A 12,433-nucleotide genomic window follows, 5' to 3' on the forward strand; every position below is an offset into this window, starting at 1 on the left:
CCTCGCCATGCTAGATATTCATTCGGCCGCGACAGCGCAGGACAAGAACGTTCATGGCCTTGAGCGCGCCAGCTCGTTGGCTGGCGGTGCATTGATGGTCAGTAAAGGGCTGCGCCACGGCGGCTTGGTCGGGTTGTTGCAGATTGCAGTGGGCGGCTTGGCATTGGCTCGGGGCTTCAGCGGGCACTGTGCAACCAAGGCCTGGTGGCAGCAGCACCGGCAGGAGTATCAGCGCCTGCGTTCCGACATCGAGCGCAGTGCCTCCGAGCTGCAAGCGTTGAAGGCCAGTGCCGAAGCAGCGACGCGCGGGGTGACAGTGACCGGGAAGGACCCGTTGACCGGCCCTTGAGGCTCGTTTGCCTGTGCCGGCCTCTTCGCGGGTACGGTGAAGCGTCCGAAGCCTTGGTGATGAACTGTAGGCGCGGGTTTACCCGCGAAGAGGCCGGTACAGCTACAAAGAGGTTTAGCGCAACGCCTTGCTCTGCAGTACCTCGGAACGCCGGCCCAGCACGTTTTCGCTGATCTGTATGAAGTCTGCGGTGCTGACACTGGGCAGGCGCATCAGCCCCCGCGCCACATCGTCCAGCGAGCGTTTGGCTTGGGTGTGGATGCGGATTTCCTTGTCCAATGCCTGCAGCAACATCACCCCACGCGCCACCTGGGCTGGGGTGGCGTGCTCGCCTTTAAGCCGGGTGACGTTGGCGCCCTGCTTGCTCAGGCGCGCTTGCCAGGCCTGGTAACGGTCATCACTTACCCCGCCCGAGCGGCGCAGCAACTCACTGGCGTAAAAGTCTGTCAGGCTTTCTACCAGCCAGTCACTGCCGTCACGCCCACGAATCTGCGCAAACAGCTGCACCACTTCGCGCAGCAACGGGCTGCTGCCGTTCTCGCTGACCATCGGCCGACCGCTGTGCAGGTACAAAGAACCCTGCGCCGCCATCGCCCCGCGCCACATGCCGTCACGGGCACCCACCAGCAATAGCTTTGGCGGGTTGCGCGGGAATAACGCCTGCAGTTGCGGCCAAACGAAGGTCAGCAAGGTCAGGCTGTCCATGCGTCGCATGCCTTGCCCCACCGGCGCGGCCACGGTGACGTCGGTGTCGCCCAGGCGTGCGCGGCGGCTGCCCAGGTCGCCCGCCAGCATCCAGCCGGTGGGGCGGTCGAACAGGCGCGAAACGTTGTCGACACGGAACTTGTCCTTGCCAATGCGTGGCCAGGACGTCTCGATGCTCTTCCAGCCATCAGGCAGGTCAAATGCCAGGCAGGCGACCAGCTCGGTGCCGTCCTGCTGGTCGAGACGTGCTGGTGGGACCAGTTGGTCGCCGAGGAACAGGGCCCAATGCGGCGTGATACGCGACGAATAGGCGCCGCTGTGCACCTGCTGGTTCAGCTGTACCCGGTAGCTGAGGCTGGTCTTGCCAGCCGCTGGCTGCCACACGCCGCGCTGACCATGCAACTGCCATTGGCCGTCCGCCTGAAAGCCGCTGTAGGCCCCGGCCTTGCCCAGGTCGAAGTCCAAGCTGCGCACGGCACTGCCTTCGGCCAAGGTAAGGCGAACTTCAGCCTGACCACTGGCAGGCAACAGGCGCACCTGGTAGTCGAGGTCGACCTTTTTCGCCCAGGCCGGCGAACAGGCCATCAGGCCCAACACTAGCAACAGCTGGCAACGCATACAGAAACTCCTTGTTTCCCGTGTCAGCGGGTTGCGCCGGTCAGCTGGCGCGAAAAATCAGGTGGTCTTCCCAGTCGTCTTCGTCGACATCCTGTTCCCTGAGCATACGCCCTGACTGGGAAACCCGCTGTTCATGGACCTGCTGGCGATCGCCACAGACCAGATGATGCCAGGTGGGCAGGTCTTTGCCCTCACTGACCAAGCGGTAGCCACAGGTGCTGGGTAGCCAGGTGAACTGGTCGGCCTTGCCCGGGGTTAGCTGGATGCAATCGGGCACCTGGGCAAAGCGGTTGGGATAGTCGCTGCACTGGCAGCTGTCGAGGTCCAGCAGCTTACAGGCGATGCGCGTGTAATAAACGCTGTTGTCGTCCTCGTCCTCGAGCTTTTGCAGGCAGCACAAGCCGCAGCCGTCGCACAGCGACTCCCACTCTTGCGGGCTGAGTTGATCGAGGGTCTTGCGCCGCCAGAACGGCGCGTTTTCAGCGTTCATTACACGGGATTCCTGCAGTCACTTGGGGGCCGCAGCGCGCGGCGGCGCCAGTCTAGAGCCTGGCCTTCGGCAAAGCCAGACCGCTGGTCAGGGGTACCTGTGATAGCGGGTTTAACCGCGCAGAGGCCGGCACAGGTATGACTCATCAGTAGCCCCGAGCGAAGTCCACTTCCCCACGCAAGCCCTGCCCCGCCGTATACGCCTGCATATTCTCGACAAACAGCCGCACCATCGCTGCCGGTGAGGTAGGCGCCGAGCTGTGGCCGGTCAGCAGCAAGCCCCAGGCGGTCCAGAACGGGTGCTGCTTGGGCAATGGCTCCTGCCGGCACACATCGATCACCGCCCCCGCCAGGTGCCCTTCTTTCAACGCTGCGACCAGGTCAGCATCGACCACCGCCACCCCACGCCCAGCATTGATGAACAGCGCCGTGGGCTGGAAGCTCTTGAACAGTGCGGCGTCATACAAGCCGTGGGTGGCTGGGGTATCCGGCAGCAAGTTGAGCACGTAGTCCACCTGGCCAACCTTGCGTGGCAGGTCGGCCAGCGCGGCCACCTCGACGAACGGTACCTGTTCGCGAGCACTGCTGGCGATGCCGTACAGCTCCACGCCAAATGGCTGCAGGAACTCGGCGACACGCTGGCCGATGTCGCCAGTGCCAACAATCAGCACCTTGCGCCCTTCCAGGGTACGCCCTGGGCGGTTGTCCCAGCGCCGTTCAACCTGGCTGACCAGGCGCGACAGCACCTCGCGCTCATGGACCAGCATGTAGGTGAGCATGTACTCGGCCATTACCTGGCCGAAGATGCCCACCGCACGGGTCAGGCGATAGTCACGCGGCAGGCCATCGGCCAGCAGCGGCGTGATACCGGCCCAGGTCGACTGGATCCACTGCGGCTTGTGGCCTTGCCGCAGCAGGCTGGCCAGCAAGTCCGGCTGGCCCAGCCATACCGGGCACTGCGGCGCATGACGGGCCAGTTCGGCGGAGTCGCCGCTGGTTAGCACTTGCAGTTCCGGCGCGGCGGCGCGCAACAGCTCGGCATATTGAGCATGATCATGCTCAGCAATCATTACGCGCATGATCAGACCGGGTCGTTACGGCGCAGCAACTCTTCGGGCAGGTGCTCGATGTAGTCGTCTTCCAGCGGCGGCATCTGCAGGTGGTAGCCCTGGTTGTCGAGGTTTTCCAGCACCTTGGTGATGTCCTCACGGGCCAGTTTGCGCTCGGGGCTGAGCACCAGGTCAAAGGCGTGCATGGGGGTGCCGAAGAACGGCAGCAGGCCTTCGGGCACGCGCTCCAGGCCATCCGCCTTGAGCACGTACAGGTACATTTCGTTTTTGCGGGGGCTCTTGTAGATCGAGCAAATGCGTTTCATCGGGTTTCTCCGGCGCCTGCCAGGTTATCCAGCAGGGCCTGGCCCATGCGCTCACGGCGCCAGCCGCGCAGCGAATCGGGCAGTTGATAAGGGCCTTTTGGGTAGCCGCTCTTGAGCAGCGCTTCCAGGGCTTTTTTGCGCAGCATCAGCTCGGGGGCAATGCCTAAGCGCTCACCTTCGGCCTGGCCGATGGCGCGCAGCTGCTTGAGGATAGCGGAGGCCTCGATCGGCAGCGGCTCGGGCAAGGCCGGCGGCCACTGCTCGGCCGGCAGGCTGGCGGCCTGCTTGATCAGCTGGATGAGGAATTCACCGTCCTGGCGAATGGTGCGCGGGTGCATCTCGTCGATCTTGGCCAGCGCCGACAGGTTGTTTGGCTGGCTCTTGGCCATGGGCCACAGCGAGTGCTCTTTGAGAATGCGGTTGCGCGGCACATCACGGCTGCGCGCTTCACGCTCGCGCCAGGCGCACAGTTCGCGCAGCACCGCCAGTTGCTGCGGGGCCAGCTTCCAGGCCAGCTTGACGTCGCGGTACAAGGTCTCGGGCTCGACTTCGCGGCGCAAGGCTGCCACCAGCTCAGCGCCGTCCTCCAGCACCCAGGCGTACTTGTCGTCACTCAGCCGCGGGCGCAGCGCGGTGAACAGCTCGGCCAGGTGCACGGCATCTTCGGCGGCATAGCTGACCTGGGTGTCGGAAAGCGGGCGCTGTAGCCAGTCGGAGCGGGTTTCGCCCTTGGGCAGTTCGATACCCAGCACTTCCTGCACCAGGCGCGAATAGCCCATGGAGAAGCCCAGGTTCAGGTAGCCGGCGGCCAGCTGCGTGTCGAACAGTGGCTGTGGCAGCTTGCCGGTCAGGCGCAGCAGCACTTCGAGGTCTTCGCTGCAGGCATGCAGCACCTTGACCACGCCGCTGTCTTCCAGCAGATCGGCCAAAGGTTGCCAATTGCCGATCAGCAGCGGGTCGATCAGGAAGGCACGCTGGCCGTCGCCAACCTGGATCAGCCCGGCTTTCGGGTAGAAGGTGTCGACCCGCATGAATTCGGTGTCTACGGCGACGAACGGCAGTTGTTGCCAGTCGCGACAGTGTTCGGCCAGGCTCTGGTCGTCACGGATCCAGTGTATTTCGATGGCCACAAGGCTCTCCCACTAACATTGGCGCGCAGTATATACGGCGCGGGCACTGCTGGTGAAACCCGGGCCTTCCTTGATATCGATCAATGGTGCTGTTGTGCAAACGCAGGAAGCTCGCGCGCGCCCGCAACAGCTCGATCAGCGTTTGGCCGCCAGCCAAGGCCGGCAGCTGGCGAACATGTCCAGCGACTGCTGGTAGACCTCGGTATGCACCTGCAACAGGCCAAGCATGGAGTGGAACAGGTTGTCCTGCGACAGCGGCGCATCGCTGAGCTTGGCCAGGCAGTCGGTATCGATGCCGAAGTCGTCCTTGTAGCTGTCGGAGAACCAGGTCAGCAGCGGTACGTGCTTCTGTTGCTCAGGGGCGATGGCGTAAGGCGTGCCATGCAAAAACAGGTTGTACTCACCCAGCGACTCGCCATGGTCGGACAGGTAGATCATCGCCGTGTCGACCTTGTCCTGTTTGCTGCGCAGGGTGTCGATCAACGAGGCCAGCACCTTGTCGGTATAGGCCAGGGTGTTGTCATAGCCGTTGATGATTTCCTGCTCGCTGCACTGGTCCAGCGCGTTGCTCTGGCACACCGGGGCAAAGCGTTGATCGGCGTCGGGGTAGCGCTTGAAGTATTCCGGCCCGTGGCTGCCCATCTGGTGCAACACCAGCACGGTGTCCTTGTCGAGGTTGTCGATCAGCTCGCCCAGGCCCTGCAGCAGGATTTGGTCGTGGCATTCACCACTGGCGCACAGCTGTGGGTCCTGGAGGTTGCTGACATCGATGAACTGCACGCGGTCGCAAGTGCCCTTGCAACCCGACTGGTTATCACGCCACTGCACCGCCAGGCCGGCACGCTGGAGGATGTCCAGCAAGCCTTCGCGGTTCTTCGCCACGCGAGCATCGTAGTCCTTGCGCTTCATGCCAGAGAACATGCACGGCACCGAGACCGCGGTTTCGGTGCCGCAGGAGTGCACATCGGAAAACGCCAACAGGCCCTGCTCCTTGGCAAGATTGGGCGTGGTATCGCGGTTGTAGCCGAGCACGCCAAAGTGGTCAGCCCGCGCGCTTTCCCCCACCACCAGCACGGTCAGCGACTTGCGCTCGTGTTTTTGCCAGGCGGCATCACGCTTGGCATCTTCGCCATAAAGCTGGAAGGGCCGCGATGCGGTGCCGACGCGCTCGCTGACATAACCGATGGAGGCACCGACGATATTGCTGGGGGTGAGCATCAGGCGTAGTTCGTGGTGGTTGCGAAACAGCGACGACAAGCCCTGGTAGTTGACCAGCGCCACCGAGCCCAGGGCCACCACGCAGGCGCCGCTGACCACCAGTTTGCCAAGCAGTTCGCGGTGCCAGGGGCGGTAGGCGATGTTGGCCTTCCACAGCAGGAACGACGGCAAGGCACCGAGCAACAGGATATAAGCGGCAAACTTGAACGACATCAGGTCGCGCACTTCCGCCGCATTGGTTTCTGCCATGTTGCGAAACATGCCGGCATCAATAAGTACACCGTATTGATTCATGAAGTAAGCCACGCCCGCGCCACTCATGAACAAGATTATCAATAGCGGTTTTAGTACAAAACGAAAGGCAAACAGGGTGAGGATCAAATTGAAGGCGAACAGCATCAGCACCGCGAACGCCAGGCTCAGCCACAACCCCGACAGGCCGGCGGGCACAATTTCTTGCAGGTGCCCCCAAAGGAACATGTTGAGGCCAATCAGCAGGTAAAGGCTGGCCAGCAGCGTGACCCATTCAGTCCGCAGGGATTTGAAGTTGAGCATCAGCGTTCGCAATCAAGAGTGGTTATCAGCCCCCGGGCAATCGCCACCGAGGGAAAGTGGGCGAACTCTAGAAAGCGTGCCATCAATTTTTCGTGAAAAAGTTGGTAACAATTTCGTGAAGGCAGGTATTTTCATCGAGCAGCCGCCCCTTGTTCAGCTGCCATTCAGCCGGGAAGCCATCACCCGCCTGCGCAAAGGCGGCTATCCTCAGTGGTCAGGACCTTACCGACAACCCTGACAGAGGTGAAGAAATGCCAGTTCCGCATGATCTGCTCGCTGACCTGCACGTTACCGCTGATGCATTCCAGGCGCTCATAGACAAGGACCCGACGCTGCACTCACTGCAAAAGGAATACAACGCCAAGGACAAGGAGGTAGTCGCCGCTGAAGGCAACGGTACCATCGACGAGGCCGTCAACCGCCTGCGCAAGGAACGGTTGCTGATCAAGGACAAGATCGAACGGATCATTCATCCGCCCAAATCCTGACAGGAATTTATTGAAGCTACTGGCCTCTTCGCGGGCAAGCTCGCTCCTACATCATGAATTCAACACCTGTAGGAGCGGGTTTACCCGCGAAGAGGCCGGCAGCCCTTACACAGCAGCCGAAGCCCTCAACGCGCCATCCAAGTCTTCGATCAGGTCGCGGTAATCCTCGATGCCTATCGACAAGCGCAGCAGGTTCTCGCTGATCCCCATCACACCTTTCTGCTCCGGGCTAAGCGAGCAGTGCGACATGCTCCACGAGTGGTTGATCATGCTCTCCACCCCGCCCAGCGAATCAGCCAGCACGAAGATCTGCAGTGCCTCCACCAGGCGGTTGAGTGCAGCCCGGTCGCCTTTTACCTTCATCGCCACCACCGCCCCGCCACTGCGCATCTGCCGCTTGCACAGTTCATGCTGCGGGTGGCTCTCCAGCCCTGGGTAATACACCTGCTCGATCTGCGCGTGGCTTTCGAGGAAGCGCGCTACTTGCAGGGCGTTGCCACACTGGCGCTCCATACGCACATCCAGCGTCTTCAACCCGCGCAGGGCCAGGTAGCAGTCGAACGGCCCCTGCACCGCGCCAATCGCCATGCTGATGCGGCGCAGGCGTGCCAGCAGCGCATCATTGGCGGCAACCACCACGCCACCCGTCAGGTCGGAGTGGCCGCCGATGTACTTGCTGGCCGAGTGCATCACCAGATCCACGCCCAGGGTGATCGGGCGCTGGTTCCACGGCGAGCAGAAGGTGTTGTCGATGCAGGTGAGGATGCCCCGCGCCTTGGCCAGGTCGCACACCGCCTTGATGTCGACCAGGTGCAGCAACGGGTTGGTCGGCGACTCGATCCAGATCAGCTGGGTTTGCGGCTTGATGGCGGCGGCCACAGCCTCGAGGTCGTTAAGGTCGACGTAGGTGGTGGTCAGGCCCGAGGTGCGGCTGCGGTAGTCTTCCAGGATGCGGAAGGTGCCGCCGTACACGCCGTTCATCACTACCACATGGGCATCCTTGGGCAGCAGCTCCAGCACCGTCGCGGTGGCGTTCACCCCCGAGGCACAGGCCACCGCGCCAACACCTTCTTCCAAGGCGGCGACGCAGGTTTCGTAGGCATGCCGGGTGGGGTTGCCGACGCGGCTGTAGGAGTATTCCGGCTTGTCGTCCAGGCTGCGCTTGGTGAACGAGCTGGCGGTGACGATCGCCGGGAAAATAGCGTTATCGGCGACGCTGAACTGCTCGCCGGCGTGGATGGTACGGGTGGCGAAATTGCGCGGCTTGTCGGACATGGTCAGGCCCATTGGCAGAGTGAAAGCTGCCACTATCGCACAACCCAAATCTTCTAGCCTTGGGGTAATCTGTGAAATATTTTTCTCCACGGCCCACGCGCGATATGGACAGCTTCGACCAGCACATTCTCACCCTGCTTCAGCGCGACGCCTCGCTCTCGCTCAAGGACCTGGCCGAGGCCGTCAACCTGTCTACCACGCCGTGCTGGAAGCGGGTCAAACGCTTGGAGGAAGACGGCTACATTGTCGGTCGCGTCGCCCTGCTCGACCCCGAACGGCTTGGGCTGGGGCTGACGGTGTTCGTCCAGCTCAAGACCCAGCGCCACGACAGTGCCTGGCTGGAGCAGTTTGCCGCGATCGTGACCGAGTTCGAGGAAGTGATGGAGTGCTACCGCATGTCTGGCGACTGGGACTACATGCTGCGGGTGGTGGTGGGGGATATTGCGGCGTATGACCGGTTTTACAAAAAGCTGATTACCCGTACCGATGGGCTGTCGAACATCACCTCCAGCTTTGCCATGGAGCAGATGAAGTACACCACCGCCTACCCGGTGCACCGTTCCTGAATCGGTGCTGGCCTCTTGGCGGGCTTGCCCGCGAAGAGGCCAGCACAGGCTACCGCTCAATCCGCGGCCAACACCGCCGCAATCCGGTTCCCGGCCTTGGCTTTCTCGACCTTGATCGCCACGAACTTCGAGGTCGGGGTATAAGTGCCGTCGCCAAAACTTTCCAGCGGCACCAGCGGGTTGGTCTCCGGGTAATACGCCGCCGCCTGCCCCTCTGGCACGTCATACGCCACCAGGCGAAAGCCCGACACCCGCCGCTCCAGGCCATCCTCCCACAGCGACACCAGGTCCACCTGTTCGCCCGGCTCAAAGCCCATGCGGCGAATGTCGGCTGGGTTGACGAACACCACTTCACGCAGGCCGAACACCCCGCGGTAACGGTCGTCCAGGCCATACAGGGTGGTGTTGTACTGGTCGTGCGAACGCAGGGTTTGCAGGATCAGGTCGGGCTTGTCGCCGCGCGCCAGCACCTTGGCATTCACCAGTTGCTCAGGCAGCGGGTGCGGGCTGAAGCGCGCCTTGCCGGTCGCCGTGCGCCAAGTGCGGGCGGCGGCGGCGTTGCCCAGGTGGAAGCCGCCTGGGTGCTGCAGGCGCTGGTTGAAATCGGTAAAACCAGGGATCACATCGGCGATCATGCTGCGGATACGGCCGTAGTCGGCAACCGCGTACTCCCAGTCGATTGGCTGTTTACCGAGGGTCGCCTGGGCCATGCCGGCGATGATCCACGGTTCCGAGCGCAGGTGCGGCGAGCGCGGGCGTAATTGGCCGTGGGAAATGTGCACCATGCTGAAGGTATCTTCCACGGTGACGCCCTGCGGGCCATTGGCCTGCAGGTCGATCTCGGTACGGCCCAGGCACGGCAGGATCAAGGCATCGCGGCCGGTAACCAGGTGCGAACGGTTGAGCTTGGTAGAAATTTGCACGGTCAGCGCGCAGTTGCGCATGGCCGCGTGGGTACGCGGTGTGTCCGGCGTGGCTTGCGCGAAGTTACCACCCAAGGCGACAAACACCTTGGCACGCCCCTCCTCCATGGCTTTGATCGCCAGCACGGCATTGTGCCCGTGCGCCCGCGGCACGCGGAACTGAAAGCGCTTTTCAATGGCATCAAGCAGCGCCGCGTTGGGTTTTTCGTCAATGCCCATGGTGCGGTCGCCCTGTACGTTGCTGTGGCCACGCACCGGTGACAGGCCGGCACCGGGCTTGCCGACGTTGCCGCGCAGCAGTTGCAGGTTGACGATTTCTTGCACGGTGGCCACCGAATGGCGGTGCTGGGTGACGCCCATGGCCCAGCACATGATGACCCGCTCGGCCTTGCGGTACATGCGCGCGGCCAGTTCGATCTCGGCCTGGGTCAGGCCCGATTGCTCGACAATATGAGGCCAGGGCGTGGCATCCACGGTTTCCAGATAGGCGTCGATGCCACTGGTTTGCTCAGCGATAAAGGCATGATCGAACACCGCCGGTTCACCATTGGCCTGGGCATCACGCTCCCATTGCAACAGGTACTTGGCAATGCCGCGCATGGCAGCCATGTCGCCGCCCAGGGCCGGGCGAAAGTAGGCGGTGTTGGTCGGTTCGGAGCCGTTGCTGAGCATTTCGAATGGGTGCTGCGGGTGCTGAAAACGCTCCAGGCCGCGCTCTTTCAGCGGGTTGAAGCACACCACCTGGGCACCACGCTTCACCGCCTCGCGCAGCGGTTCGAGCATGCGCGGGTGGTTGGTACCGGGGTTCTGGCCGATGACGAAGATGGCGTCGGCCAGCTCCAGGTCATGGAACACCACGGTGCCCTTGCCCACGCCGAGGGCTTCCGACATGCCCACGCCACTGGCCTCATGGCACATGTTCGAGCAGTCGGGGAAGTTGTTGGTGCCGTAGGCGCGGACGAACAGCTGGTAGAGGAACGCCGCCTCGTTGCTGGCCCGGCCTGAGGTATAGAATTCGGCTTGGTCGGGGGAGTCGAGCGATCGCAGGTGCTGGGCGACCAGGGCAAAGGCCTCTTCCCAACTGGTTTCGACATAGTGGTCGGTAGCTGCGTCGTAGCGCATCGGGTGGGTGAGCCGGCCTTGGTACTCCAGCCAGTAGTCGGTCTGTTCGGCCAGGGCGCTGACGCTGTACCTGGCAAAGAACGCCGGGTCCACCGAGCGGCCAGTGGCCTCCCAGTTAACCGCCTTGGCGCCGTTTTCGCAGAACTTGACCATGTCGCTTTCTGGCGACTCGCCCCAGGCGCAGCCGGGGCAGTCGAAGCCGCCATTCTGGTTGGTCTTGAGCATGGCCCGCAGGTTCTTGAAGGCATTTTCGCTGCCCAGCCAGCTCTTGGTCACGCTCTTGAGCGCCCCCCAACCGGCGGCGGCGCCTTTGTAATCCCTGATGTGTTGGTCCTGGCTCATTCGGTGAATCCCCACGCTTCGATGCTTTTTTTCAGCCTATGGAGCGTGGGGTAGAGCCGTCCAATCGAAAGATCTTACGGGGTGATAGGCGGTTTCGATCACGGGTATTTTCTGGGATATGTTGAGGGCCTGGTGCTTGCCACAGACGCTGAAGAGAGTGTGCCAAGTGATAGAGCCCATCGATTAACCAGTCAGACAAAGCAATTTGACGCCCCAGCGACCAGGTTATAGCTTGGAGCTGTATCCCAACCCATTCGAGCGCGAACGTGGAACAGAACAGCCGGGCCCTGATCGACGGCTTCAACCGGAAAATCGACTACCTGCGGATGTCGGTCACCGACCGCTGCGACTTCCGTTGCGTGTACTGCATGGCCGAAGACATGCAGTTCCTGCCGCGCCAGCAAATTCTCAGCCTCGAAGAACTGTTCGCGGTGGCCGAGCGTTTTGTCGCCCTCGGCACCCGCAAAATCCGCCTGACCGGCGGCGAACCGCTGGTGCGTCAGGGCATCGTCGACCTCTGCGGGCGTATCGCCGCCCTGCCCGGCCTGCGCGAGTTGTGCCTGACCAGCAACGGCTCGCAACTCGGGCGCCTGGCCCAGCCCTTGTTCGACGCTGGCGTGACGCGCCTGAACATCAGCCTCGACAGCCTGGATGCCGAGCGTTTCAAACAACTGACCCGCACCGGCGACCTGCGCCAGGTGATCGCGGGCATCGACGCCGCCCGCCAGGCCGGCTTCAAGCGCACCAAGCTCAACTGCGTGGTGCTCAAGGGCCGCAACGACCACGAACTGGTCGACCTGGTGCGCTTTGCCATCGACCGCGAGCTGGACATCACCTTCATCGAAGAAATGCCCCTGGGGGTGATCAGCGAGCACGAACGTGGCGAGTCGTTCTGCTCCAGCGACGAAGTGCGCGCGCTGCTGGCCGAGCAGTTCACCTTGGTCGAGTCGACCGAGTCGTCCCAAGGCCCGGCCCGCTACTGGCGCCTGGCCGATAGCGTCAACACCCGGGTCGGCTTCATCTCGCCACACAGCCACAACTTTTGCGCCACCTGCAACCGCGTGCGCCTCACCGTAGAAGGCCGCCTGCTGCTGTGCCTGGGCAATGAACACTCGGTGGACCTGAAGCAGGTGTTGCGCGCCCACCCCGGCAACCCCGAACGCCTGGAAAAGGCCATTCGCGATTCATTGCACCTCAAGCCCTATCGCCATCACTTCGAAGTGGGTGGGGACGTGCAGATTTTGCGTTTCATGAACATGACCGGCGGCTAGGCAGCCG

13 protein-coding genes are annotated in these 12,433 nt (G+C 62.7%); 5 read left to right on the top strand and 8 right to left on the bottom strand.

Going from position 1 to position 12,433, the window contains the following annotated elements:
- The first annotated feature begins 7 nt into the window (after positions 1-7).
- Positions 8-349 (top strand): DUF2892 domain-containing protein, encoded by a 342-nt coding sequence (locus DV532_RS18540; protein WP_056804735.1) that lies wholly within the window; start codon positions 8-10, stop codon positions 347-349.
- A 114-nt stretch (positions 350-463) separates the two neighbouring features.
- Here DV532_RS18540 and DV532_RS18545 read toward each other — a convergent pair whose 3' ends face one another.
- The 6 genes from DV532_RS18545 to DV532_RS18570 all read right to left on the bottom strand — a co-directional run bounded on the left by DV532_RS18545 (position 464) and on the right by DV532_RS18570 (position 6,439).
- Entirely contained in the window at positions 464-1,672 is a 1,209-nt protein-coding gene (locus DV532_RS18545) for a hypothetical protein (RefSeq protein ID WP_056804732.1), read from the bottom strand.
- Positions 1,673-1,712: 40 nt separating this feature from the next.
- Complete coding sequence (locus tag DV532_RS18550) at positions 1,713-2,162, bottom strand: YcgN family cysteine cluster protein (protein WP_056804728.1); 450 nt, start codon at positions 2,160-2,162, stop codon at positions 1,713-1,715.
- A gap of 145 nt (positions 2,163-2,307) precedes the next feature.
- Positions 2,308-3,240, bottom strand: a complete 933-nt coding sequence (locus tag DV532_RS18555; protein ID WP_056804725.1) for a D-2-hydroxyacid dehydrogenase — start codon at positions 3,238-3,240, stop codon at positions 2,308-2,310.
- Between the two features lie 2 nt (positions 3,241-3,242).
- On the bottom strand, positions 3,243-3,536 hold the full coding sequence (locus tag DV532_RS18560) for a YcgL domain-containing protein (protein WP_056804722.1): 294 nt from the start codon (positions 3,534-3,536) through the stop codon (positions 3,243-3,245).
- Complete coding sequence (rnd, locus tag DV532_RS18565; RefSeq protein ID WP_056804719.1) at positions 3,533-4,666, bottom strand: ribonuclease D; 1,134 nt, start codon at positions 4,664-4,666, stop codon at positions 3,533-3,535. Before rnd ends, DV532_RS18560 begins: the two co-directional genes overlap by 4 nt.
- 135 nt (positions 4,667-4,801) lie before the next feature.
- On the bottom strand, positions 4,802-6,439 hold the full coding sequence (locus DV532_RS18570; protein WP_056804715.1) for a phosphoethanolamine transferase: 1,638 nt from the start codon (positions 6,437-6,439) through the stop codon (positions 4,802-4,804).
- Between DV532_RS18570 and DV532_RS30415 the strand changes: the two genes are divergently transcribed.
- The gene (locus tag DV532_RS30415; RefSeq protein ID WP_156676002.1) at positions 6,432-6,677 is read left to right on the top strand and encodes a hypothetical protein; all 246 of its coding nucleotides are present in this window, start codon (positions 6,432-6,434) and stop codon (positions 6,675-6,677) included. The genes DV532_RS18570 and DV532_RS30415 overlap by 8 nt on opposite strands.
- A 13-nt stretch (positions 6,678-6,690) precedes the next feature.
- Entirely contained in the window at positions 6,691-6,927 is a 237-nt protein-coding gene (locus tag DV532_RS18575; protein WP_056804712.1) for a YdcH family protein, read from the top strand.
- Between the two features lie 105 nt (positions 6,928-7,032).
- On the opposite strand, the gene DV532_RS18580 is transcribed toward DV532_RS18575, so the two are convergent.
- Positions 7,033-8,214, bottom strand: coding sequence for a PLP-dependent aspartate aminotransferase family protein (locus DV532_RS18580; RefSeq protein ID WP_056804709.1), 1,182 nt, complete (start codon positions 8,212-8,214; stop codon positions 7,033-7,035).
- Positions 8,215-8,306: 92 nt separating this feature from the next.
- On the opposite strand from DV532_RS18580, the gene DV532_RS18585 reads away from it, so the two are divergent.
- A complete protein-coding gene (locus DV532_RS18585; protein ID WP_056804707.1) occupies positions 8,307-8,768 on the top strand; it encodes an Lrp/AsnC family transcriptional regulator in 462 nt (153 codons plus the stop codon).
- A gap of 56 nt (positions 8,769-8,824) precedes the next feature.
- Here DV532_RS18585 and DV532_RS18590 read toward each other — a convergent pair whose 3' ends face one another.
- Entirely contained in the window at positions 8,825-11,155 is a 2,331-nt protein-coding gene (locus DV532_RS18590) for an FdhF/YdeP family oxidoreductase (RefSeq protein WP_056804705.1), read from the bottom strand.
- Between the two features lie 266 nt (positions 11,156-11,421).
- Between DV532_RS18590 and moaA the strand changes: the two genes are divergently transcribed.
- Positions 11,422-12,426: a GTP 3',8-cyclase MoaA gene (gene moaA / locus DV532_RS18595; RefSeq protein ID WP_082477123.1), complete on the top strand. Its 1,005-nt coding sequence runs from the start codon at positions 11,422-11,424 to the stop codon at positions 12,424-12,426.
- Positions 12,427-12,433 lie beyond the last annotated feature (7 nt).

This window comes from Pseudomonas sp. Leaf58 (assembly GCF_003627215.1).
Classification (GTDB): Bacteria; Pseudomonadota; Gammaproteobacteria; order Pseudomonadales; family Pseudomonadaceae; genus Aquipseudomonas.

Excerpts from the sequence above, each read along its gene's own strand:
- DV532_RS18540 (WP_056804735.1), top strand. The coding sequence starts at position 8 with ATGCTAGATATTCATTCGGCCGCGACAGCGCAGGACAAGAACGTTCAT.
- DV532_RS18545 (WP_056804732.1), bottom strand. The coding sequence starts at position 1,672 with ATGCGTTGCCAGCTGTTGCTAGTGTTGGGCCTGATGGCCTGTTCGCCG.
- DV532_RS18550 (WP_056804728.1), bottom strand. The coding sequence starts at position 2,162 with ATGAACGCTGAAAACGCGCCGTTCTGGCGGCGCAAGACCCTCGATCAA.
- DV532_RS18555 (WP_056804725.1), bottom strand. The coding sequence starts at position 3,240 with ATGCGCGTAATGATTGCTGAGCATGATCATGCTCAATATGCCGAGCTG.
- DV532_RS18560 (WP_056804722.1), bottom strand. The coding sequence starts at position 3,536 with ATGAAACGCATTTGCTCGATCTACAAGAGCCCCCGCAAAAACGAAATG.
- DV532_RS18570 (WP_056804715.1), bottom strand. The coding sequence starts at position 6,439 with ATGCTCAACTTCAAATCCCTGCGGACTGAATGGGTCACGCTGCTGGCC.
- DV532_RS18575 (WP_056804712.1), top strand. The coding sequence starts at position 6,691 with ATGCCAGTTCCGCATGATCTGCTCGCTGACCTGCACGTTACCGCTGAT.
- DV532_RS18580 (WP_056804709.1), bottom strand. The coding sequence starts at position 8,214 with ATGGGCCTGACCATGTCCGACAAGCCGCGCAATTTCGCCACCCGTACC.
- DV532_RS18585 (WP_056804707.1), top strand. The coding sequence starts at position 8,307 with ATGGACAGCTTCGACCAGCACATTCTCACCCTGCTTCAGCGCGACGCC.
- DV532_RS18590 (WP_056804705.1), bottom strand. The coding sequence starts at position 11,155 with ATGAGCCAGGACCAACACATCAGGGATTACAAAGGCGCCGCCGCCGGT.